Here is a 24337-nt window from a genome sequence, read left to right as displayed (position 1 = left end):
ATGGGATATCACGATTACTCCAGTTTGATTGGGATCTTATTTTCTTGCAAGTCCCTTAGTACTATTAATGACTAGAAGCTGAAACCCTTATATTATCGTACTTTTAAAGTGGCTCAGGTCGGAGTTGAACCAACGACCCCAGGCTTATGAGTCCCGTGCTCTAACCAACTGAGCTACTGAGCCATGTTTTTCAAAATCATTAACCAATATAGCATAGAAATTTGCTCAAGACTAGCCCCTTTTGCAATTTTGTTAGAACTTTCATCCCTATTGAGGTAATAGAAAGTAGAAGAGGGAGGTAGACTCCCTCAATTAACAAGGCAATAATTTAGTTACAGACAGCCAAGAATTATAGGCGTTCCGGTAACATAGCTATTGGGTTAACAGCACCCTTACCTGATGGATGGATTTCAAAGTGGGTGTGTGGCCCAGTACTGTGACCAGTGCTACCCATTAAAGCAATTGTTTCTCCCTGATGTACTGCCTGACCAGGTTGCACCAGAATCTTGCTGTTATGAGCATAGCGAGTCGTGCTGCCATCAGGATGGCGGATTTCGACGAGGTTGCCGTAGCCACCATTGTTCCAACCAGCTTTTTGTATCGTCCCCTCAGCTGAGGCGACAACTGGCGTGCCAGTGGAGTTAGCAACGTCAATTCCTTTGTGCATTCTACCCCAGCGCCAGCCATAGCCAGAAGTGAGAGTGCCCTTTGCTGGCCAGGTGTAAGCTAAGGTTGAGGAAGATGGAGGAGGTGTAAGTTCGTCAATGGGTCTAGGAAGATATTGATCCACTGCTGCCAAAGGCGGTAATACCTGTGGAGAAACTGTGGTTCCTCGCATCTTTCCTAAGGAGTCAGAGGCATTTACTCTTCCAGGAGGCGTTGCCACCCTTGTGGCAGATTGAGTGCGAGAGGGAGTCCACTGGCTAGCAGAACCTAGATTAGGCAAGAATTCTAGGTTTACTGCTTCGGTAGGGCGTACAGTAGTACGGAATTGGGGCTTAATTGGCTGAACGCTATAGTTAGCCCGAATCGGTGTCGGAACTGGAATTGGTATTGCTACATTATTTGGTCTAGATGCAGGGTTAGGTACACTGAAATTATTGGGCGTAGAAATAGGAGTGAGCATAGCAGCATTATTTGCTTCGATCGCTGCTGCTGGCACAACTAAATTACCAGACTGTTGAGCGCGATATTTCTGCTGTAACCTCTGGATTTCCGCTTGTAAGCCCCGCAAACGGTCATTATTGTTATTGTTTACCCTTGCTACCCTATTTGCTGGTGTCTTAGGCTGTTGCATTTCGGCAAAAGCTTGTGGCACTGGAATATCACCACCGACGCCATAAGACTTAGATGTAGGGGGGGCAGTTTCTAAGTCGGTCGCACTATTTGCCTGAATCTGCACAGTTACCGGTGTAGGGACGGCAACGCTACTGTTGTCGACAATAGTTGGTGATGGTGAACTAGGTAGATATGAGTTAGCACTACCAATATTCAAAGGGGAGGTAGCTACTTTTGGAGTTTTGCTAGACTCTACGAAAGTGGGCTGACTCGCTACAGTTGCCTCAACTTGAACAGCAGGAATTTGAACAGCAGGAATAACTAGTTTTTGACTAATTCGCAGCTCATTGGGATTATTGAGGTTATTTGCTTTAACTAGTTCTGATACTGAAGTGTTATATCTGCTGGCGATCGCTGCTAGTGTATCTCCAGGCTTAACTTCATAGGCTGTATGTGTCGAGGAGGCAATCACTATTGGCGCCGCTGGTACAGATGCACTTGTCTGTGTCTTCTGTTTTAACCTCGATATCAGGTTCGCTTGGCTTGCATCGCTAGAAGTGTCTGACTGGGCTGCTAATGCAGTCTTCTCAACCACAGTTGTCGGCTGCGCCAATTCTATATCAGTTTGTGATAAATTTTTGGTCTCTCCAGACTGTAACTGCGCCAAACTCTTTCTTAAACGATTCGATTTTTCTTGTAAGCGATTTAGTGCGAACTCTTGTTGCGCCTTAAGTTGTGCATTTATTTCACTGTTGACTGCACCAGATGTTGCCACTGTTTGTGGCTGAGCAGTTAGTGATGCATTTGTACTATCAGCACTATAGTCAGACAGATTATTGACTGTTGGAAAACTAGTTTCGGCTAAGGTATTGTTCAATCCCTGTGCCACTTTGGGCTTCAGGTAAGTGGAATTTTTATAACCTGGGTTTGTTTGAGAAAACGTGTTTGATGCAGGAACTTGCAAAGATATTCCACTTGCGGCGACTTGCCATTTAGCTTCAAGCCCAGGCACTTGTGAGACTGCCGTTGGTTCCACGATTACAGGATTTTCCGGCACGCTCACTGATGAGACTGCTTGGGACTCCAGCTTAGTGGAGACGAATTTCACTTTGGTGTCCAAAACAGCAGGAATTGTTGAGGTCGCCTTTTGGCTGCCTACTGGCACCGCTGCTTGGGCTTGATCGCTTTGTCGAGTCACCAAAAGGCTGGTTGCTCCCATAGAGATTGCCAAGCCAATCATTGCCGCTTTTGTCCGCACCCGGCTGTTAACTTTTGGATTCATCACATTTAGCAGTTCTACCGGGGCATCATCGCTGCTGGGGGTATTGTTCAACACAGCTTTTACTCTCTTTTTCAATGCTCGTTTCAAAGACGACCTCCTATGATCACTAGCGCTTAACTGACCTCGATTTTTCAGTTGGATACTAGTCAATGATTTAGATCACAACTAACGATAGATCGAGATCACATTCACCAGAGATGCTTACGCAAGATTAACCTGCTTCTCTGATTTAGACAAGTTCACATTTGTTAGCAAAACTTAAATTTTGCTGTGTTTACTTGTCCGAACCACTCCTAACACCACTTAGGACGATTTTACTCTTTACCATTATCCGCGCTTGTCTTGCGTCAATCGCGGGGACTGGAACAAACTATTTGCCAAGTCCAAGTCGCTGCTGAAAATTAAATTGCGGCGACTTCTGGAAAAGTTATGCCCCCTGCTGTAGATATCTTCAAGATATTTCTACCCCATCCGTCTTCTCAACACGAGACTTTACGTTGATTATTCCCTAAAAAACAACCGTATTAACTATCGGCTACTTTTGGGCTGATTTCTGTCCTTTATTGAGCCAAGATAGCTCAAATGTAAGACATGACTGGATTTTAGCAATTTTGTTCCTAGTTTAAAATGTTTGAAATTCATCAAAATCTATCATTCAAATTTGGCAATATCCCAAGTTTCATATACAAATTTCTTATAATAACCTTACTATCCTTGTAAGTATCTTCCACTACATTTTGCGAATAAACCCAATTTTTGGTATATTGTTTTACATATTCCTGCTGTCACTAAGAAAATTTTTGCAGTCACAAATAAATCTTCTAATAGGTTTCTGGACAGGTTATAAGTAAATACACTTATAATCATTAATGTAAACAACTATTGTAAATAGCCTAACTGACGACGGGTTTCAAATAAGCCAATTGCTACACTCACTGACAGATTCAAGCTGCGAACCCCCGATTGGCTCATGGGAATATAGAGGGTAGCATCGCAATCTGACAGAATTGCTGGTGGTAAGCCTGTAGTTTCACTACCAAACAGTAGCCAATCATCAGGTTGAAACTGAAAGCTTACATAATTACAATTTCCACCAACCGTATAACCCAACCATCTGCCGCCACGCTCCTGATGTATGGTTTTAAAGGCTTCGAGCGATTCGTGATAGTGTAGTTTGACATAAGGCCAGTAATCCAAGCCAGCTCTTTTGAGGTAGCGATCGCTAATTTCAAACCCCAAAGGCCCCACCAAATGCAACTCTGTACCCGTAGCTGCGCAAGTACGGGCAATATTACCTGTATTAGGAGGTATTTGCGGGTTCACTAAAACTACCTGAGGCATTATCCGTACAATTTACGTATTGTATAAAACAATTTATTGTCAATGTTAAATCTACCAAAAGGTAGAGGCTATTCATAGGTTTTGTTAATAATAATCAAGCATCTTCTATCGATTAGATTTTTTAAACGAAGTACAAATCATCCCAGAGCAATGCCTGAGGGGATATTTGGCTAGAATCGGTAAATATTAAGTTTTGTGTAGAAAAAGTAAGTATTTGTGTCTTTTAGGGCTGGTAGTGCCTGCAATAAAATCTACCATTTGTATGAAGACAGGAGATGGGGGCATCGGGCATTGAGTATAGGGCATTGGGAAGAGACAAGGAAAAAACTTGTTCAATAATTCTCCCTTGCCCAATCCCCAATGCCTTTTGAAGTTAACCCAGCAGAGACGAACATAATTTGTCTTCGAGTTCAATTTCGCGCTCTTGGGTGGCAATAATAGCCTGAGTTATGACGCACTGGCTGTCAAAACCGACTGCGTGTAATTGCAACCACTGTTGAGCTTCATTGCCTTCGCGGAGGATTTTGTGCAAAGGGGAAAGGAAACAGCTAAAACCTTGTTGCTTGGCGATCGCCCAAACATCTTGGTACATTTGAGCAATCCAATCTCTGGCTACGATGCTTCTATCATCTTGCCAATGCCTCAACTGAGCATCGAGACTACCAGCAGCAGCAGCAGCTTCGTTGTCAGCAGTGAGGGTGACGAGTTCTTCAGGAGAAAAGGTACTTTGGGTTAACGGATCGATGCTAGGATTTTCGATTATTTGCAATAGACGTGCTTCTAACAAGGCAGTAATCGCCAGCAAGGCAATGGGATCTGTGACTAAATCACAAATTCGCAATTCTAGGCGATTTAGGTCATAAGGACGGCGATCGCCATTTGGTCGCACTGATGCCCACAAATGCCGCACGTTTTGCATGGTTCCGGCAACAAGTTGATCCTCCACCCACTGGATATGATCGGCGTGGCTGGCAAATAAGGGGACATGGCTAGGCGTTTGTGGGAAGACGCCCCAACGGGTGGAGTGATAGCCAGTAGTTTTGCCATCCAGGAAGGGAGATGAAGCGCTGAGGGCGAGAAATAGAGGTGCTTCCATGCGGATCACCCGACAGGCCCGCATTAATACTTCTGGGTCGCTTATACCTACATTGATGTGTACGCTGGCGGTGACTACTTTTGTCCCGTAGCTGTTCTCAATGTAGTCATGATAGGGGTTTGCTGGATCGGAACGGAGAAAGCGATCGCCTCCACCCAAAGATAAAGTACTCCCTGGTATTAAGGTGTAATCGCCCAAACGATTGAGGTAGTTTCGCAACTCCCGCCGGGGACGCAGCAAAGCACACAATAAATTTTCGTAATTTTGGGATGGTTGAGTGATGTATTCAACGTTGCGGCTATCTGGTTCGCGCATAAATCCATCTAAAGCCGCAACAATTTTGTCGGAGAGACCGACGATTTCACCTTGAGGCGTGCCAGTGTACATCTCAATCTCAAAGCCTTTTAATAACACCACCTTGTTCTCCTCGGCTCTCTCTACCTATAAATTGTATCGAACAAGACGAATCTCTGGATCTATCTTTAAGTCAATCAAAGGTTAAGAATCATTTAATTGCCAATCCCTGCGAAATCAAGACGGCATATTTCTGGGCTGTCTTCCGATAAATTATTACTATTGGAGTATGAAAAATATCCTAGTGTGGGTTAAGTACGGTACAAAATAAAATCATTGCGTGAATCACTCTCTTGAACAATCTTGAGACGTATAAACTGTACCCATACTTCATCACTAAGTAAGTTTAAAGCAGTTTCGGGATTGTTAATTGCGATCGCACCTAGAACTTTACGCCATCCCTGTTGCAATAACTCAATAAAAGCCTCTTCAATAGAAACTTGACTCAGCAACGAAAGTGCAGTTTTAAAACTTGCTGAATCACCTGATAAATTTTTCGACTTTAATCCCTGTAGTGCTACATTCAACCATACAGGCAAAAGTTCAAACCAATTATTTTTCTGTATCTCTTTGAGTGCAATATCTTCCATACCTAGCGCACCCCATACACATAAAGACTTTATTGCAAGTTTATAATCGCGGTTTTCTAGAGAATTTTTCCATAATTTTTCAGCGTTATTTTGGAAGCGATTAGCGAGAAATTCATAAGCTTCTTGGACGTGAAGGGGAATTGTCACTTTATAAACTGACTCGCCTAGTGGTAGGTAATTGCCGCGATAAGATAGCCAGTTATGAGATCCGCAAAGATAGATTTCTTGATCAACTATTACTTCTTTGACATGGGAATCTCCCAACCACAAAACCTGTACACATGGTAAACCATCAAGTGTTTTTATCGCTCGAAGTTTTTTTTCCATTTCTGGTGGAATTGGTTTATCTTCATCTTCTTGTCGGCGCGCAATTCCATATCCAATTAAAATCCAAACTCCGCGATTAGCTAATTTCTGTAATAGAGTAAGAAGTTTTTCATTAACAACTGCTTGATTCACCCAAGGATAATAAATCAGAATTTGGCTTTTAGCCGAATTTAAAACTTCTAAAAAAGCTTGGCTAATTTGTCCATTCCGTAACTGAATTGCTTCACATACTACTGATTTTTTATCAGATTTCGTAGCGGTTTCTAGCGATTTTGTGCGAATATTTTCGAGTCTAGCTTCTATTTCAGTATTTTTCTGCTTGAGAATGGTTTCAGGTTCACAATTGATGGTTTCCTTTGACAATTTACATAATGTTTGCAAAGAGATTTTACCTTCAGCATGTAGTACTTCTAACCAATTTGATGCTGACTCTAAAATTTGTTGTCCATTTCTTATTTGAATACTCAATTTATCTTCAAAGGCATCAAAGATAATGAAAATCGATATCTTTCTCCAAATTTTTTGAGTCGAAGCTACTACCTTACAGGAAGTGACGATTTTTCCCTCTTCTGGTACATGAAGTGCTAAACCTGAAGCTTGAATGCTTGTTTGAATTTCCTCAAGTGGTAAGGAAGTAATATCAGCAATTGTATTATCAATAGTTATAAAGTCTGCCAAATCAGGCAAATTTATTACTATCTCATTTAAGGATTCAGATTGAAAGGTTATCTTGTCGCTTAAAGGGTCTGTAATAGCATTAATTTGTATAGGATATGGCGGCTGTGGTACGGACCCTTTTTCATAAAATGAGCGGCCTTCAGGAGTGACTGTTAGTGGCGATGTTGGTGATAGAGTTTGTAAGGAACGAAGAGTTGCAGTAGTAGTTTTAATAAATACAGAATCAAGCCCAAGTACAGAGGCTAATTCATCCTCTGTTGGCGGAGGTTGAAATTCAATAGCAGCACGAATGATAAATTCTTCGAGTACGTTAAATTGGCGGGGTTCTTTGATACTCACTTCTACCGGAGTTTGACGCAAGCTATAACGGAATTGACGCGCTGCTAAAACTGATAAACTAGAACTTTGCGCTTCAATTTCGCCTACAAAATTTCTGAGATTGTCATCAATAGGTTTAGCAAAAGAGGTGAAAAACATCAACGCAATGAGATTGGATAATTTGATTTGTACAAATACTTATAACCCATGAGGCAAACTAATTTTATGCTTTCAACAAGCCTTGGCGACGACTAGACCACCAAGCAAATCCAGTACCAGTCACAAACATTAGCAGACCATAAATTGTCCCAGCAATGGCCATTGTCGGAGTATTCAGCAGCGTAGGTGTAGAAGCGATCGCGATCGCCAGTGTCCCATTTTAAATTCCTACTTCTACTGTAATTGCCGTAACACGTTTTTCTCCTAATCGGGTTAAAGTAGCGATCGCAAAACCTAAAGCCATTGCTACCACATTCAAAATCGGAGTTGCCCAGCCCACAATCGGCAACACGATCAACTGCGCCACTAAGCCAATCACCCCGCTTTGGGATAGATTCAACTCGCTTGAAGTCCTCTAGGGTCAAGGTTAACCCTATACCTAACATGATAATAAATAGAGCCAAGGGCAGAAAAACAGCCGTCAGAAAATTTGCTTCCATTCTTAACCCGCGTTGGTAACAATAAAAGTTCCTCTGGATTTTACCGTATTCCCGTTAAAATTCTAGTTATTGCTTGTGACAATCGATATAATTAACCACAGATAAACATAGATTCTCATAGAGGCGCACAGATGTACGCCCCTAAGCCTATATCTCATTCAAATGAGAATCGCTATAGCAGGCAGGCTTCATGGAATAGGAGTGGTTTGTACCTCTTCTAAGGATGGTGAAGATTCAGAAGAACTAGCGCTACTTTCTGGTGTTGAAAGCTGATCATTTACAACTCCATCCCATGAATAATTGCAGATTTTAGTACGAAGTAATGTACCAAATGTCAGGTTAATTACTACAGCGAAGAAATCGATAAAAATTAGATTTACAAAGCGATCAATCATTAGACCCCCTTGAGCTAAATTGAGCATCAAGTGATATTTGCTTTATTACTACACATGCCACAATGTCTTTTCCAGAAATGTATGGTGTCTCATATCGTGTCCGGCTAAAGACTTATCATTTAGACCACAGTTCTTGCAGCTGGCAGGGAGCAGGGGGAAAGAGGCTTTTCCGACTTTTGCACAGATAATGTACAAATAATTTGGGAGAATTTATTTTTTGCAAGTATCTAGGACCAGCCCTCTCAAGGTGAGCATCTGTACTATCCAAGTTTTTACGGTATTTCAGGCATCGGCTGGAATTGAGCAAAGAATCTATGCATTAAACTCCAAATTTTTCGACTGTAAATTAAGCGATCGCAATCGCCAAAATCCCAAAATTGGGTTAAAAAGATCATTTATTTTATAGTACAAACGTTCACTTTGAAAGGGCTAGTCCTAGTTTAGTCACCCAAGGAAAAATCGATTTTATTACAGATAAATCTCCGATTCAGGTGCAACAAACATTAATCGGTGCTGCGATTACAAAAAGTTAATCATGCGAGTCATAACACCCGTAACGGGAACACTAACTTGAAATCAGGTAAAAGAAATTTTTAGTCATGAGAGTCTTAACCTTTCTACTTCTGTTTACAAGTGGGTTCTTAACTCCAGGAATGATGCGATCGGCTATGGCTCAAGTAATATCCGATCGTACTACCAACACCATTGTCAACCAAAGTGGTAATAACTTCACCATCACTAACGGTAGCCGTGTCGGAAACAACCTGTTCCACAGTTTTAGCCAATTCTCACTTCCTACCAACGGCTCTGCATTCTTCAACAATGCCTCAGATATCCAAAATATTTTTAGTCGCGTTAGTGGCGGTAATATTTCCAATATTGATGGTTTAATTAAAGCCAACGGTAACGCCAATCTGTTTTTACTCAATCCTGCGGGAATTATTTTTGGGGCTAATGCCAAGTTAGATATAGGTGGTTCGTTTTTAGGAACCACAGCAAATAGTATTAAGTTTGCCGATGGAATCGAATTTAGCGCTATTAATCCCCAAGTCAACCCTTTATTAAGCATTAACGTTCCCATTGGATTGCAAATGGGGCAAAATCCGGGAGATATTACCGTCCAAAACACCGGACACCGTTTAATTAATATTGGTAATGCTATAGGTTCTCCTCTGGATCGAAGTAACAATCCTGTAGGATTAAGCGTTACCTCTGGTAATAACTTGGCATTGATAGGGGGAGAAGTAGCCTTAGATGGTGGAGTGTTAAATGCACCTTCTGGACATATTGAACTCGGTAGCGCCAGTAATGGCACAGTTAATCTCAACACCTCTTCTCCTCATTGGAATTTTGATTATGGCAATATAAAGCAATTTGGGAATATTCATCTGTCCCATCAATCCCTTGCCGATGCCAGTGGCACCCCTGCGGGTTCTATTCATTTCCAGGGTCGAAATATTAGCTTGCAAGATGGGTCTGCTGCCCTATTAGTTAATCAAGGAAGCAATAATTCAGGCGACATTAGCGTTAATGCTAGTGAGTCATTTCAACTGGGGGGAGTTGGCACTGATAGATTTCCACAAAGTCGATTGCGTGCTGATAATTTTGGCGATGGTGCTGGGGGTAATATTTTGGTTTCTGCCTCCCAAGCATTCCTCTACGATGGTGGTACTGTTGATGGATTCAATTTTGGTAAAGGTTCAGGAAGTAATATTTCTATGGAAATTGGAGATTTGCTTCAAATTGTGGGATTATCACCTATTGGTGGGACCAGTTCACTGATTACTAACACCGCCAATTCAGGGAAAAGTGGTGATATTCGAGTAGTTACCAAAAAATTGCAGATTTTAGATGGTGCTGAGATCGACAATGTTAGCTTGGCAAATGGTATGGGAGGTAATACCACGATTAATGCTGCTGATTTCATCGAAGTGATGGGGCAAAATTTGCATGATAGCCTCATAGTGGTTACCACATTCAGCCAAGCAAATGCAGGCCAATTAACTATTAATACTGCCAAACTGAGAGTACAGGATGGAGGAGGTATCGTTGCCTCTACGGTAAATAGCGGCAATGGAGGGGATTTGCTAATCAATGCTTCTGACACCGTTGAAGTCAGTGGAGTGAGTAATATTTCTCGTCTCCCAAGTCGAATTGGTGCTAGGGCCGAATTACTTGCACCACCTATTCGGCGAGTACTTGGATTACCAGATGTGATCACAGGTAACACAGGGAAACTGATCCTCAATACCTCCCACTTGCAGATTACAGATGGGGCAATTGTTGGTGTCGATCATCAAGGCATTGGTGATGCTGGAAAACTTGAAATTAATGCAGGTTCAATCCGTCTTCACAATGGTGGTAGCCTTACCGCCGCTACTTTTCAGGGTGAAGGTGGTAATATTTTTGTCCAGGCAAATGACTTGATCATGCGTCGTGGTAGTTCAATAGTTACTAATGCAGGTGGTATCGGCAATGGTGGCAACATCACCATTAACTCTCCCATCATCGTCGGCTGGGAAAATAGCGATATCATCGCCAATGCTATTGCCGGTAAGGGCGGTAACATTAACATTACCACCGAAGGCATATTCGGTCTAGAATCTCGCCTCCAACTTACCTCAGAAAACGACATCACTGCCAGTTCGCAATTTGGGGTTAACGGTACGGTAGATATTAATAATTTTGGAGTTGACCCGAGTTCTGGTTTAGTAGAACTACCCGTAAACTTAGTCGATTCATCTAAGCAAATTGCTACAGGTTGTTTTAATAATACTGGCAGCAGTTTTGTGGCAACGGGACGGGGTGGTGTGCCGCAAAATCCTCTTCAACAGGTGACGAGCGATCGCCCTTGGTCTGATATCCGCGATATTTCTGCATTCCAGAAAACGGGCAATGTGACCGCTCAAACGCCTACATTACCAGAGGTTCTGATTCAAGCTACTTCTTGGCATCGTAACGCACAGGGAAAAATCGAGTTAGTAGCAGCACAATCTCCCACTAATATGCGATCGCCTTTAACCTGTACTGCAACTGTAAGTAATTAGTTATTCCAGGAACTTTGCAATCAAGTAAATCGCTAGAACCAGCCCTTTCAAGGTGAGCATCTGTACTATCCAAGTTTTTACGGCATTTCAGGCATCGGTTGGAATTGAGCAAAGAATCTATGCATTAAACTCCAAATTTTTCGACTGTAAATTAAGCGATCGCAATCGCCAAAATCCCAAAATTGGGTTAAAAACATCATTTATTTTATAGTACAAACGTTCACCTTAAAAGGGCTAGTTCTAGTATCTTAGGGGATTGATGGCTGTTGTAAATTAAGCTCTTGGAATGCTTCAGAAGACTCTTCCAATTTCAAGCTACCAGCAGATTTACCGTTGATTTGTAGAGTGTATTGACCCTGTGGCAAGCCTTCTAAATAATAGACTCCAGCACCGTTGGTAACAGAAAAACGCCGAGTCCCCTGATCTGGTTGTATAGCTTCTACCCGTGCGCCTGCGATCGCTTGGCCTTGAGTATCTGTGACTACCCCCGATCGCGTGTAAGAACGAATTAACGGAATCATCACAGGGGTGTAACTGCCAGCAATCACATCAACAGCTAAGGATTCAACCGCAGCCTGCCAATCAGGCGGTAGACCTGCTGGATCGAGGTCGAGGCGATAAACGCCAGGAGGCATCCGTACTAAAGTGCGATCGCTCTGGATTTGTGGTAAAAACGACTTCAGAGGTTTATTATTCAAAGTCAAAAATAAATCAGCGTTATCTGTATGAGCTTCTTCCCCTCCATCCTGTTTGCCGTTATTGTTCCGGTCAAAAAATGGTTTAATCGACAGTCCGCCTTGTGTACGGAAGTAATTAGAACGGCGATCGCCTGGACTAATACCCCCTTGTAAATTCAGGCTAGAAGCTAAATCTATGCTGAAAGTTGCTTCATCGGAACTCGGCGATACACCTTGATAACGCGCTCGTAATAGCAAACCTGGTAAAACTGTTGTTGATAATGTCGCTAGTAGTCCATTACCCTGAGAACCAGTGCCATAACCCAACTGTATTTCCCACCTATAACTACCATCAATCGCCTGTTGTTGTGAACGATAGCGCCAACTCACACTTAGCAAGTTGTCGCTGCGATTTTGATTCTGTGTTTCATAATTTAACAGCAGTGCACTGCCACTATTAGAAAAGCTGTTTTTAGAAAAGTTGTAAGTCAGTTCTGACAAACTGCCAATTTCGTTACCGCGTTGCGTTAATTCTAGTCTCCCAAGACGTTGCAACAAATTCCAGCGCAGCCGGTTTTTAGTATCTAAACTGATACGGGCAAAGGTAAAGGCATTTTTGCCACTCAAGTTAATTTGCATTCCGCCAGATGTTGCATCAGCTGTGTCAGTACTCGTGAATAAGGTGAATTGAGGTAAAACTCGCCAATCTAGGTTAAAACGGCTAGACAAGCGATCGCTGATAAATGCAGCACTCAAGCTGGAAGATGGATTATAGCGAATATCTGTATTCACATCCCACTTATTACCCGTCAGTGCTGAAACTGCTACCTGCAAAGGTAAGTTTCCCGGACGCCAAAATAATTCTGCTAAGGCTCTAGCCGATTCGTCATACACTCCACCTAAGCCTACTGTCAGATTTTCCGATAAACCCCAACGCCCAGCAATTCCGCCCCGAAAGTCAGAAAAGTTTCCCAACAGACTTTGATTTCCCACAAAATCCCGTCGTAAGCCACCAGAAACAATTAATCCTGAAGCACCTGCTGGTAATTGTCCTGGGACTGTAGAAAATGTAGCTTCTTGAATTTCTGGTTGTGCGGTGAGTCGCCCTTGGGGATAAAGCAAGACGCGATAATTGTTGCCTAAAAATTGATTTTGGCTTTTAATATTTTCAAAACGGTAAATGCCAGAAGAATCAACTAAAATTTCGGCAATCACGCGATCGCCAAAACCTTGCACTAATCGCACTAATGTAGCTGGTTCAGCCTTACCAGAAATTGTGCGTCCAATAGAATCTGCTTGTAAACGTTGGCGAGGATCGGAAGAACCACCACCGAAGGGTTGAGGTGGTACAAACCCCTGTCGTTGAATGGATGTAAAACCCCAATAGTCTCCTGTTCCTTGAGTTTGCCAAAAAGTTGGCTGGGAACCGATAAAATAATCAGCTGAATTAGTTTGTCGCAGAAACTGCGCTTCGGCAATATTCCAAGTTTGCGGATTTTCTAGATTTGGTTGATCGGTGCGGATGAACCACGAACCACCAAAAGCACTACCAACAGCAAGGAAATCACCTCTATAATTTGTTGATCTGGTAGCACTACCGCTAGCATTTACTTTTTGTTCAATTGCGGCGACACTAAAATTTTGAGGTGAAATGTGTGGTAATCCTTCTAGTTGAATTGGAGTTTCCGTTTCTGCCAATTTGCCACTAGATTGATCTAATCCTGGAACATCTAAAACTATGGCGTATTCATTGATATCAAATTTCGCAGTTACGCCAAAGAGAGTTTGTAAATCTTGGATTGTAAAGACTAATCCTAATTCTGAATCGGTACGAAGTTTTGTTGGGTCGATGCGAGTTACAACACCAGGCGATCGCACTTCTAATTGACCATCAGGTAAGGTAGTAACATTTAATTTCAACCCTTGAATTACAGCATCATAGGGTAACAGCCAATTTACAAAATCAATTGCTTCAGAACCATCTTCTTGACCACGGACTAAAATGCTAGGATTGACATTGCGGTTCCCTACATTCAATCCTACAGGAAAAACTTTAAATTCGGAATCTTTAGCTAATTGGGTACTTGTAGGCGTTGGCTGATTTGAAATCGCAGGCATATCTGCCTTAGCTGGGTTGATAATAATTTGACAGATAAGAGCGATCGCAGCTAGCAGATATTTGCCTTGATTTACTAACCGAAGTTGCACAATTTTTTCAGTTCTCAGTAAAATCTCTTATAAAAATAGAGACGTTGCAATACAACGTCTCTACAAACATATAATTCCCCTGCACCAGGCAAAATTATCGATATTAATGCTGTATTTTACAGCAAGATTAATTCTCCCAAATCAGGCTACAGATACCAGATTTAATTTGAATTTATTAATTACTAATTACTAATTGTTACACAAGCTATTTCTTCTGTGATGCCGCCGTTTGTGTAGGAATAGTAATATTTAGATTGAAGGGCAACTTACTTTTTTTACTGTCTTCACCCCAAAACAACTCACCACTTAGCTGATATTGACCAGGATTCAGGGCTGGCTGGTCTTTGTTGGGGTAATTTAATAAGAAATTCCGATCGCTATTTGCCACCACAGCATTAGTATCTACCTGACCAGTTTTGATAACAGTTTGCCCTTGGCGCAAAGTCCAATTTAAACTGGGGAGAACAGTTGCTTGACCGTTATTGCGAACTAAAAGTTGAATTTGTTTTTGCTCTGGGTTAAAGCTGGCACTATCAATTGCTAATTGTGGAGAAAGATTGCCTTTTCTGACATAGAATGTCACGCCAATTCTTGCCACTAAAGTAACGTTATTACCAGTAGCATCTTTTGATTCACTGAGAGTTTCATTAAACACTACCGCACGATATTCTCCGTCAGGTAAATTAGGAGCCAAGCGGCTAATGAGGCGCACCCGCCGAACTTCTCCTGGTTTGACAGTCAACTCACGCGGTGAGAATTGGAGATATTTTGTCAGGTCATTGGGACTAGAGGATAAGGTTTGAAACCCTGCATCACGGCTATATGTGAAAGGTTGAGCATAGATCCGAATACGAGAAGGAGTCTTACTAGTATTGGAAATTGTGATCATTCCTTGGGCTTGTCCGCGTTCAGCCTTGGCTTCAATCACCAGAGGAGAAACGCTCATTTGGGCTTTAGCAGCAACAGGAAACAATATTAGGGGGAATAAGCCAGCACTAACAGCAGCTAGAGAGCACCAATTATGATTGAGCATATTTATAACTATGGCAGGATTGTCAATTTAATTCCTGATTTATAGTTCCCAAAAGCAGACTTATTTTATCTCTGGGTAAGCAGAAAAATATCTTGCCGCTTGAAGATTTAGTCTCTAGCGACAAGATATTTAGCAATTATTTTTCTCAATCAATCTGAAGGTAAACTGGAAAAATTTTAGACTATGGCACGATAGTCAATGTTGTTACATAGCTGTAGTTTCCAGGAACAAGGGGACTGCCCTTATCTACGATCATGTCTATATCCAAAGGCAAACCGCTACCAGAGGGCAGTGACACAGGGACACCACTCTGAGAATCTGTACTGCCAAAAGGTGAGTTGATATGCCCGGCAGAGAAAATGGGCGTAAAGCTAGGACCACCGGTCTGCTGTGGCTTAGATATACTTACTCTGGCACCTTGGTTACAGCTAACAAAAACCTTACCAAATTGCCCTCCAGAAAATCCTGCTGCTAGTGCAGTTGCGTTAGTCATCTGGTTGAGTACCAATTTACCAGGGGTAATTTGATCGAAGTTGCAGGCACTACCGACATTTGCTGTAAAGGGAACATCAACAGTTTGTGCCATTGTTTTGGGTGCAACAGCAACAGAACCAACAATTATCAAAGCAGCGGTTAATAAAGAACGACGAATCATTTTTAAATTCTTCTCAAATGAATTAGGTTAAATCAAACGAAGTATCAACAAGAAAAGCGGTTATGGTGCGATGGTTAAGGTAACAACGTAGGTATAAATTCCTGGTGTAAACCCTACTGGTCGTTCTACTAACAAATTCACCTCTAGATTGGTGTTACCTGCCGGCAAAGTTGCGCTTCCACCACCAACATCACTGCGAACATTGGTCGAACCAAATTTTAAAAAGCCAATCTGCGTTGTCCCAGAGGGATCGGCACTAGGGCCAGATACAAGCCTGGGGGGAGAAACAGTAACGGTTGCAGATGTGCTGCTTTGTACACCGATAGTGGCAGGAGTTTGTGATTCAAGATTTGTCGCAATTCCACCAGAATTGCTAGAAATAGTTGGTTCAGCAGTGCCGGGAGCAGGAGAAATAAACGTGGCCTCAGCTGGAACTGTTCCACTGAACGGAACATCTGCACTTTGAGCTAGCACAGCTCGATCTAGAGCGAATGCTTGCACGCTTAATGCACTTGCCAGCACCAGGCTAGAGGTTAACGCTAGACGGTAAAGCATAAAGAAGTTAACTAATTACTTAGCGTTGTCTTGTCTCAGTGCTTTTCTTAAGATAGCTATTAAATGCTACATTATCGACCGCGAAAATACGATATTTCTATCTCTAAGAGCAAATTCCGTTAAGATACTTAGCCCAAGTTACGGTTTATGAAATTTAGGTTTTCTGCATCTGTCGATTAATGCTATCTACGCGCAGCACTTTACAGGGTGGTTTAGAACCGAGATTTAGTAGCGAAAAATAGTAGTTTTGGTGAGGTTAGTTTTGATTAGGCGATCGCATCAACTTTATCTATCAAATTCTTGAGATTGTCATCAATAGGTTTAGCTGAAAAGGCGAGAAACATCAACGAAACCTTCATGAAGACTTACAATATTTGAAACCTCAGAATACATACTTCCGATTTTACCTGCTTGATGGGTAAATAAATTATGACAACCCACAATTATTAGTAGTTCTTGAGCGCGGGAAAAAGCAACATTTACCCGTTCTGGCTTCTTAGCAAATCCGACATCTCCTTTGCTATTGTTGCGAACCATACTGACAATTACAACAGGTCTTTCCATACCTTGAAATCTGTCTACTGTACCAGTACGAATTTCTAGCGAAGGAAAAAGTTCAGATTGCAGACGTTCATCGATTTTTCTTAATTGAGCGCCATAAAATGTAATTACGGCAATTTCTTTTTTTGGCTCACCATTAGCAACTTTAGAAGCCCAAGTATTCTCAAACTGATGACACAAACGTTCAATCGCATCAATTTCTGGAGTATTAAAGTAAGAAGTTCCGTTTCGTTGCTCTAAAAACTGATTCTCTATAGGCGTTTTTACCCAGATAAGATGCTGAGATTCTTGGATAATTTCGTCTGCTAAATGATGTGCGCGTTTTGTATCAGGCTCCAAAATCCCAGATTCTAGTTTACCGTCATAAAATTGATTGATTGCTCCCATGATAAATGGGTGCATTCGATACTGTGTAGTTAGCATTTGTTTGATGCTTTCATCAGCAGATTCAAACTGACTTTTAAATAGTGATTCTTCTAAAAATTGTAGTTCGTCTCTTGTATTGCCTATTGTTTGAGCAACTTCTTCTAAAGTGCTAGTATCAAGCATGGGTGGTAATTGCCGATGATCGCCTACCATGACTAATTTTTTGCCTTTCAAAGCTGGGATTAGTAACTCTGGTGGAGTACACTTACTAACTTCATCAATAATGACGACATCAAAAGATTTGAATTCTTCAGAAAAACCTCTATTTGCAGCCTGAACACAGGTAATACCAACGACATTAGCATTATCTAAATAAATGCGCCTTAAATCGTCGCGTAGGCGTAGCCCGCCGCAGGCATTGCCTTCAGTTGGCTCTCTTAATTTTCCTATCCAATCTTGTACAAAATTATGATATTTTTTGAGATAAACTTCGTCTTTTTGGAGTTGTTCTTGCCAAAATTCAAACTGAGTATTTATTTTGCGTAAAAACTCTATACTAAACAAGTCGGCTTGAGAATTTTCTGGTTTAAATTTCTCAGGTATTGTTTGCCATTCTGTCAACCACCAGCTTCGTTCTTCTATTAAGTTTTCTGATGGCTGCGGTTGTGATTTTTGTTCTAGTTCAGGTAGATTAATTTGTAGTTTTTGAAGTTGCTGTAGAGAAGTTTCAGTTTCTTCTTTTAGCTTTAATAAATGTTCATTTAGAGAATGTTTAATTGTATCTAGCACAGTAAAAGGTTCTACTGATGAGATTAAGGTTCCAAGCTGACTGATGGAAGTTTCCCAGTAATTTACTTGATTTGCAAATTCTTGGGGTTGCTCCCAAATATTTGATTGTGTTGCAAGATATTTTTCAACTAGAATACGTAATTGAGAAGGTAGATTTTTTTGATTAAGTTCTTGCAAGATATTAATTACCCGTCCAAGTTGGAAATTAGCATCCTGCTGTGCTTTTTCTATCTCAGCTTGAGTAATGGATATTTGCTGTTGGCTAACTTCATTTTTTTGAAGTTCATTTAATTGTCGTTGCAGAGACTGAAGTTGTTGATCTGTTTCAGTTTTGACTTTTAAAACACATTGACGCGCATTTGCAAGGATAGTATCTAGCAATTCTTGTGTAATGCAGGTGAGAGTAGAGTCAATCTTATTCCATTCCCATGATGCACCATAAGTCCGTTGCATTCTAATTAAGAAAACCTGGGTATTTTCAACCAGTAATTTTCGCTGTTTTGGGTTGAGTAGCTGATAGTTATTGAACTGTTGATAGGTTTCTTGCCATTGGGTGCGATCGCTCTTTGATAGCACCATTGGAATCTGACTAAAATTTTCTTGTAAAAAATAGCTAAAATTATGCTGTTTACCTCGTCTGTCAGTAAAACCTCCGTCTATTTCATAAGCGATCGCCTTTGTTAATACTTCCCATTCTGGTAGGTTAATTTTATAACTTTTTGGTACTATTGGTAGTTTTAATGTATTAGCAAACATCAACAAACCTAGCGGCAAATCAACTAAATTTTCTGTTAGTGGTAAACCTGATTGATGACATTCTTTCAAAGTTTGATAGAGATGAGAAGGTGCTGTAGATTTCCATTCTTTAACTGCTGAGATAATATAATCTATTTCCCGTTGGCGGTTTTGCCATATCTGGATTGTTTGTTGTATATTTTGCAATTTAGTAAGATATTGCTGATAATCTGGTTGTAACTGATTTAACGAGGCGAAATTTTGTTTGACAACCTCCACTGATGCTGCAACTTCTAAGATGGCTTTACTTGCCTCTTGAGCATAAGTCAAAGAAGTTTTAAATCCAGAAATTTCTCTTGCTACAGTTTCACGCAACCAAGCCGCTAAACCAAAAGCACCAAGCACCGGACGCACAAAGCCAAGTTCATCAGTATATTTGATGGTTTGACGAACATTTGCTAAAAATTCTTCTACTAAACTGTTACCTTCTGTGTAGGGCTTAAGAAGTGGCAAAAAATCTGTAACTTCTGAAGCTTCCCAGTTGATATTTGGTGCAGTATTTAATATATTTTTTAATTTTGCAATTAGTGATTCAACCTCGTTATGTTTTTCTACAGTTTCGTTGTAAGATTTTTCTTGATTTTGAAAGTTTACCTCTAGCTTTACCTTATTTTTATTGAATTTAGTTTGTTGCTGATTAAATTCTTCCTCTGCTTGGAAGTAGGCTGTGAATCTTTGTAATGATGCCAGTAATTGACTGAAAATTTTGATATTCTCCAGCCGTTGAGTCAGATTATTTTCACAGTCAGTGGCAGTATTTTCTAGCCATCTGCCAATCACTTGGTCTTCTAAAAATGGCTGTCCTTCTTCCCCAACTTTTTCGGCTCTTCCCTTGCGTACAGCCCGAATCACTGGGTTATGAACTAATCGACTCAGGGCGTTATCTACTGCTAAATTGGCTTGAGATGCAATTAGAGTGCGTCCACCGCGAAGCGCAATTTGATAGCAAATCTCGGCAATTACGGTGGTTTTACCAGTACCTGGCGGCCCTTGGATGAGAACAAGATCCTTCGCGGCAAGTACCTTTTCTACTGCTGCTTTCTGACCAGGATTAGCAGAAGATAATAACAAATCTTGTGGTTGAAGTTCGATAGTTGTTTTGATTTGTCTAGCCTGAGAAGCATCGAATAAAAAGTTGCCCAAGTATGGATTTTGGGTGTAACCATTATTCAAATCATCCAAAGCTTTTTTCTTGCGCTGAATCTGCTGAATATCACCAACTGCCTCAAAACACAAAAATCCTGTATCTGGCAACTTATAACGCTCGGTTGCCATGAATTCAGCTAAGTCGCGTTCTAATCTGAGGCTGATAATACAACGGTTGGGGTCAACTTCTTCAACAGTCCCTAACTGACGACCGCTAATCCAATTTTTGCCGACAGGAGCAGTTTCAAAAAGCTTTAAATCTTCGTTTTTTGTGCGTCTTGCTCGTTCCCAGAAGTTTTCTACATCGAGGGAATTTTGATAAAAACCGTCAAGGGTGGCTGAGGCTACATCAATTTCAAAACTAATCCGCCTTTTAAAGTTATAGTTATGACTTACGTAACGCACGCAAAATTGACGCGCTTTAGCGATTTTTTCTTCAATTTGCAAAAACGCTTTCCAAGCTTTCAGCTGATCTTCTGTAGGCACATGGTCGCCACAAACTAGCGCGGTTGCGATGCGTTTCAATGTCGTCGGCGGAATGTCCAGATGATGCTGATGATTAGGCAGCAAGCGCAAGCGACAAGATATAGCATAGCTATCGGCGTGTCCCCGCGAGGGTTGTAATAACTGAGCCGAAAGTATTTTTAAACCGCCGCGTCCATCTTTTGATACAGCTGCTCTAAATCCTAATGTTTTTTTGAGCTTCTCAAGTTTTGTAGGTAATGGAGAATCATCGCTGTCCGTTGCTATTGTCAAATCCCAAATTTCTTCTCTTGCCTCTTTCCCTGCACCTTTGCGACGCACATAAAATAGAGAAGGCTTTTTACTGACACATTCATACATTAACTCATTGGCGCGATCGCGCCGCTCCCTAAAATCGGCATATGATTTCAAGGCAGCCTCACCTTCAAGATGGCGGATAAAGCTATCAATTGCTGAAGCTATAAAGATATAGCCCCAATCTTCAGAGTTTGTTTTAGTTTTCGAGGATTTTGCTGTTAGTTTATTTATCGCTACACGAATGCGTTCTGCATCAGATTCTGAGATTGCACTAGTATGGCTTTTAACTGCAATTTTTAGTTTTTCACAAATTACTAATAGCTTCTTGCTATCCAAATTAAATTCTTTTGCTAGTTCGTATATTCTGAGTTTGCCGTTGTTCATCCAGTACTTCCTTTGCCGACAAAATAGTGTTTAAAACTCTACAATTTGGGATAGTATTGCCCACTAAATGACTATAGTTTGTACTGATGGTAAACTTCACTGGCGGCGCGATGCAGCAAGGAGTGTCGCCAGACTAAAGATTTCATATCATCAGCATAACCACCGCCAATGACGCAGGCGACTGGATAACCGCTACTCATACAGGTACTTAAAACCTGCATTTCCCGGCGAAAAATGCCAGCATCGGTAAGGGCTAATTTGCCCAAGCGATCGCCTATATGAGGGTCAACACCAGCATCATAAAATACTAAGTCTGGCTTGACTTTAGATAATAAATCTGCTAAATAACTGGCTAAGGTTTGCAAATAGGCGTCATCCTCCATTCCCACTGGCAAAGGAACATCCAAATCACTGTTTTGTTTAGTACCGGGGAAATTGACTTCGCAGTGCATGGAGAAAGTAAAAACGCTGTCGTCGTCTTGGAAAATAAAAGCGGTGCCGTCTCCTTGATGAACATCCAAATCCACAATTAGGATTTTTTGGACGAGTCCCAGTTTTTGTAAAACGCGACAAGCGATCGCTAAATCGTTGAAAATACAAAAACCAGATCCATAACTAGGAAAAGCATGATGAGTTCCACCAGCAGTATTACAGGCTAAACCCTGACTTAGCGCCAGTTTCGCAGTGAGTATCGTACCGCCTACTGCGACACAAGTACGATTTGCTAATGCTGGACTCCAAGGCAAACCAATGCGACGCTGTGCTTTGGGATCTAGGGTTCCTTCACAGTAAGCTTGAACATAGCTTGCGGTATGGACTAACTCTATCAATTCTAGTAGCGGACGTTCAGGAGTGTGAAATTGTTCTTGATTGGCTACACCATCAGCTAACAGCAATTCATAGAGTTGTCGGAACTTAGACATCGGGAAACGATGTCCTTCAGGTAGGGGAGCAATGTAATCTGGGTGGTAAATAATTGGCAAGTCCATAAGGGAAGAAAATCTCAAGCAGCTAATCCGACAACGAGGTAAAATTTAGCCATAATCGCAGCAAAAATGCTGTTATCCTAAATCTAAAATTCCAAATTTAAAATTGATATGATGGAATGGATTACACCGATAGTGTTTATTTTAGCTGGCTTACTGGCTGGAATAATTGGTGAAAAAGTTATCTTCAAAAAACTGGAAACATTCGTTAATAATAAACGTATTGCCGGGGGTAATATTATATTTTACTCTCTGCACCGCATGACTTTTATTTGGTTTGTCATTGGCGGTTTTTTTTGGGCAGTTCTGAGCGCACCCCTCAAGCCAGATATTGCGATCGTACTGCAAAAAATTCTGACGATGGCATTGCTGTATTCAATAACTTTAGTCTTAGCCAAATTGACTGCTGGATTTCTTAATTTATATATTCGCAGAGCAGAAGGAGTTCCCACATCACTAATCTCTAACCTTGCTAAGACTACTGTTTTAGTTTTAGGAACATTAATCATCTTGCAAACGGTAGGTGTTCAAATTACACCGATAGTCACGACTTTAGGTATTGGTGGTCTAGCAGTTGGTTTGGCACTTCAAGACACACTTGCAAATCTGTTTTCTGGTTTTTACTTAATTATTTCTAAACAAGTTAGAACCGGAGACTATGTGAAATTAGATGCTGGACATGAGGGATATGTAATAGATATTTCTTGGCGGAATACAACAATTAAAGAAATTTCCAATAATGTTGTCATTGTTCCTAATTCTAAGTTGTCTTCTGCAATTTTCACAAATTATCATTTACCTGCAAAAGAAATTACTTTAACAATGGATGTTGGTGTAAGTTATGATAGCGATTTGGAACAAGTTGAAAAAGTTACTGTAGAAGTTGCCAAGGAAGTTATGCAAGAAATTGCACCGGAATTAAAAGAAAATGAACCATATATCAGATTTCATACTTTTAATGATTTTAGTATAGATTTTACGCTTTATATGCGGGTAAGTGAATATTTTGATCAGCGTATGGGTAAACATCTATTTGTTAAGAAATTACACAAACGCTATCAGAAAGCAGGAATTCAAATTCCTTTTCCGATTAGAGAAGTGTATATACAAGATAATTCAGCTATGGAACAAAATTAGCCCTGGCGATTAGAAGTCGCAGCTATATAGGCAAAACCCGCCTGCGCGGGTTGAAGACCTCGATTAATCGCTAGGGCTAGGTACAACTTAGATTGCTAATGCTCGTTTTTCTAATGGTAGTTCAAAGCGATCGCCTGGTTTCGGCTGAAATACCCGTGTCGAAAGATTGTTTTTTTCTAATAACGAGCGAAATTCCTCAGCAGTTCCTTTAGTCTGAATCAATTTCATTAGCAATCCTTCAAATGCCACATCTCCACCAGCCGCAGTAGGTATTATTACTTTAGGCTGTAATGATTTTACTACTTCTAAAGCACTATTTTGTCCTTTAATAATCGGCCCAAGCAAAGGTAGCGTCATATCAATAAACGGCGTAATCACTACATCGATAGGTGCAGCTTGCTGAAGTTCTGGGGAATGATACCCGTGAGGCTCGTAGTATACAGTTAAACCACTTTCCACTTCTTTGAGGAGATAACTATTTTCTACCAGAGTCGGACCAATTGGAGAGCCGGGGAAAGCCTTGATCTCAATTTGATTATTTAAAGTGAAAGTTTCACCATGAGCCAATACTGTAACTTGGGTGTAGCCTAACTGCTGTACTACCTTAGCTGCATTGGGAGAAGCTACAACCTTGATGCTGCGATCTAACAGCTTGAGCGTTGGTGGGTGTGCATGGTCTTCTAAACCCTGAGACAGCAGAATCAAATCAATATTATCTGGGATTGGGCGATTTTGCGATCGCGACCCTTTAAATAACCAATCCAAATTACTGAAAATTAACGAACCAACCAGCCAAGGGTCAATTAATATTCGTTTTCCGCCGATTTCCAGCAGCCAAGAGTTGCTGTCTAACCAAGTTAAAAACATAAACTTATGTGAAGATAACGTCTACCTTCATTA

At 41.1% G+C, this 24337-nt stretch carries 15 protein-coding genes and 1 tRNA gene; 2 read left to right on the top strand and 14 right to left on the bottom strand.

Features of this window, described 5'->3' with window-relative positions; all coding sequences use genetic code 11:
* Positions 1 to 109 precede the first annotated feature (109 nt).
* The 7 genes from HWQ40_RS32555 to HWQ40_RS32525 all read right to left on the bottom strand — a co-directional run bounded on the left by HWQ40_RS32555 (position 110) and on the right by HWQ40_RS32525 (position 8345).
* A tRNA-Met gene (locus HWQ40_RS32555) sits at positions 110 to 183 on the bottom strand.
* 166 nt (positions 184 to 349) lie between these two features.
* Entirely contained in the window at positions 350 to 2647 is a 2298-nt protein-coding gene (locus tag HWQ40_RS32550; RefSeq protein ID WP_292786117.1) for a peptidoglycan DD-metalloendopeptidase family protein, read from the bottom strand.
* Between the two features lie 792 nt (positions 2648 to 3439).
* Entirely contained in the window at positions 3440 to 3901 is a 462-nt protein-coding gene (locus tag HWQ40_RS32545) for a tRNA (cytidine(34)-2'-O)-methyltransferase (protein ID WP_292786116.1), read from the bottom strand.
* Positions 3902 to 4274: 373 nt separating this feature from the next.
* The gene (gene gshA, locus HWQ40_RS32540; RefSeq protein ID WP_292786115.1) at positions 4275 to 5414 is read right to left on the bottom strand and encodes a glutamate--cysteine ligase; all 1140 of its coding nucleotides are present in this window, start codon (positions 5412 to 5414) and stop codon (positions 4275 to 4277) included.
* A gap of 188 nt (positions 5415 to 5602) precedes the next feature.
* Positions 5603 to 7423, bottom strand: a complete 1821-nt coding sequence (locus HWQ40_RS32535; RefSeq protein ID WP_292786113.1) for a hypothetical protein — start codon at positions 7421 to 7423, stop codon at positions 5603 to 5605.
* A gap of 220 nt (positions 7424 to 7643) precedes the next feature.
* Positions 7644 to 7823, bottom strand: coding sequence for a hypothetical protein (locus tag HWQ40_RS32530; RefSeq protein WP_292786111.1), 180 nt, complete (start codon positions 7821 to 7823; stop codon positions 7644 to 7646).
* Between the two features lie 288 nt (positions 7824 to 8111).
* Complete coding sequence (locus tag HWQ40_RS32525; RefSeq protein WP_292786110.1) at positions 8112 to 8345, bottom strand: hypothetical protein; 234 nt, start codon at positions 8343 to 8345, stop codon at positions 8112 to 8114.
* 572 nt (positions 8346 to 8917) lie between these two features.
* On the opposite strand from HWQ40_RS32525, the gene HWQ40_RS32520 reads away from it, so the two are divergent.
* On the top strand, positions 8918 to 11365 hold the full coding sequence (locus tag HWQ40_RS32520; protein ID WP_292786109.1) for an S-layer family protein: 2448 nt from the start codon (positions 8918 to 8920) through the stop codon (positions 11363 to 11365).
* 248 nt (positions 11366 to 11613) lie between these two features.
* Here HWQ40_RS32520 and HWQ40_RS32515 read toward each other — a convergent pair whose 3' ends face one another.
* The 6 genes from HWQ40_RS32515 to HWQ40_RS32490 form a co-directional block, all read right to left on the bottom strand.
* Positions 11614 to 14160: a carboxypeptidase-like regulatory domain-containing protein gene (locus HWQ40_RS32515; RefSeq protein WP_292786122.1), complete on the bottom strand. Its 2547-nt coding sequence runs from the start codon at positions 14158 to 14160 to the stop codon at positions 11614 to 11616.
* A gap of 295 nt (positions 14161 to 14455) precedes the next feature.
* The gene (locus HWQ40_RS32510) at positions 14456 to 15283 is read right to left on the bottom strand and encodes a P pilus assembly protein, chaperone PapD (protein ID WP_292786108.1); all 828 of its coding nucleotides are present in this window, start codon (positions 15281 to 15283) and stop codon (positions 14456 to 14458) included.
* A 181-nt stretch (positions 15284 to 15464) separates the two neighbouring features.
* A complete protein-coding gene (locus HWQ40_RS32505) occupies positions 15465 to 15938 on the bottom strand; it encodes a hypothetical protein (RefSeq protein ID WP_292786106.1) in 474 nt (157 codons plus the stop codon).
* Positions 15939 to 15998: 60 nt separating this feature from the next.
* Complete coding sequence (locus HWQ40_RS32500; protein WP_292786104.1) at positions 15999 to 16493, bottom strand: hypothetical protein; 495 nt, start codon at positions 16491 to 16493, stop codon at positions 15999 to 16001.
* A 321-nt stretch (positions 16494 to 16814) separates the two neighbouring features.
* Entirely contained in the window at positions 16815 to 21314 is a 4500-nt protein-coding gene (locus tag HWQ40_RS32495) for a translation initiation factor IF-2 N-terminal domain-containing protein (protein ID WP_292786102.1), read from the bottom strand.
* Positions 21315 to 21385: 71 nt separating this feature from the next.
* The gene (locus HWQ40_RS32490; RefSeq protein WP_292786100.1) at positions 21386 to 22303 is read right to left on the bottom strand and encodes a histone deacetylase; all 918 of its coding nucleotides are present in this window, start codon (positions 22301 to 22303) and stop codon (positions 21386 to 21388) included.
* Between the two features lie 108 nt (positions 22304 to 22411).
* Here HWQ40_RS32490 and HWQ40_RS32485 point away from each other — a divergent pair, with 108 nt between their 5' ends.
* The gene (locus HWQ40_RS32485) at positions 22412 to 23437 is read left to right on the top strand and encodes a mechanosensitive ion channel family protein (protein ID WP_292786098.1); all 1026 of its coding nucleotides are present in this window, start codon (positions 22412 to 22414) and stop codon (positions 23435 to 23437) included.
* Positions 23438 to 23524: 87 nt separating this feature from the next.
* On the opposite strand, the gene HWQ40_RS32480 is transcribed toward HWQ40_RS32485, so the two are convergent.
* Positions 23525 to 24304, bottom strand: coding sequence for an MBL fold metallo-hydrolase (locus HWQ40_RS32480; protein ID WP_292786096.1), 780 nt, complete (start codon positions 24302 to 24304; stop codon positions 23525 to 23527).
* Positions 24305 to 24337 lie beyond the last annotated feature (33 nt).

It is taken from the genome of Nostoc sp. NMS9 (assembly GCF_017114995.1).
Taxonomy (GTDB): Bacteria; Cyanobacteriota; Cyanobacteriia; order Cyanobacteriales; family Nostocaceae; genus Nostoc.
This window is presented reverse-complemented; position numbering and strand designations above follow the sequence as displayed.

Bases quoted from the DNA above. Each gene is read 5' to 3' on its own strand.
- HWQ40_RS32535 (WP_292786113.1), bottom strand. From the start codon at position 7,423: ATGTTTTTCACCTCTTTTGCTAAACCTATTGATGACAATCTCAGAAAT.
- HWQ40_RS32545 (WP_292786116.1), bottom strand. From the start codon at position 3,901: ATGCCTCAGGTAGTTTTAGTGAACCCGCAAATACCTCCTAATACAGGT.
- HWQ40_RS32485 (WP_292786098.1), top strand. From the start codon at position 22,412: ATGATGGAATGGATTACACCGATAGTGTTTATTTTAGCTGGCTTACTG.
- HWQ40_RS32490 (WP_292786100.1), bottom strand. From the start codon at position 22,303: ATGGACTTGCCAATTATTTACCACCCAGATTACATTGCTCCCCTACCT.
- HWQ40_RS32525 (WP_292786110.1), bottom strand. From the start codon at position 8,345: ATGCTCAATTTAGCTCAAGGGGGTCTAATGATTGATCGCTTTGTAAAT.
- HWQ40_RS32495 (WP_292786102.1), bottom strand. From the start codon at position 21,314: ATGAACAACGGCAAACTCAGAATATACGAACTAGCAAAAGAATTTAAT.
- HWQ40_RS32515 (WP_292786122.1), bottom strand. From the start codon at position 14,160: ATGCCTGCGATTTCAAATCAGCCAACGCCTACAAGTACCCAATTAGCT.
- HWQ40_RS32500 (WP_292786104.1), bottom strand. From the start codon at position 16,493: ATGCTTTACCGTCTAGCGTTAACCTCTAGCCTGGTGCTGGCAAGTGCA.
- HWQ40_RS32505 (WP_292786106.1), bottom strand. From the start codon at position 15,938: ATGATTCGTCGTTCTTTATTAACCGCTGCTTTGATAATTGTTGGTTCT.
- HWQ40_RS32510 (WP_292786108.1), bottom strand. From the start codon at position 15,283: ATGCTCAATCATAATTGGTGCTCTCTAGCTGCTGTTAGTGCTGGCTTA.
- HWQ40_RS32480 (WP_292786096.1), bottom strand. From the start codon at position 24,304: ATGTTTTTAACTTGGTTAGACAGCAACTCTTGGCTGCTGGAAATCGGC.
- HWQ40_RS32520 (WP_292786109.1), top strand. From the start codon at position 8,918: ATGAGAGTCTTAACCTTTCTACTTCTGTTTACAAGTGGGTTCTTAACT.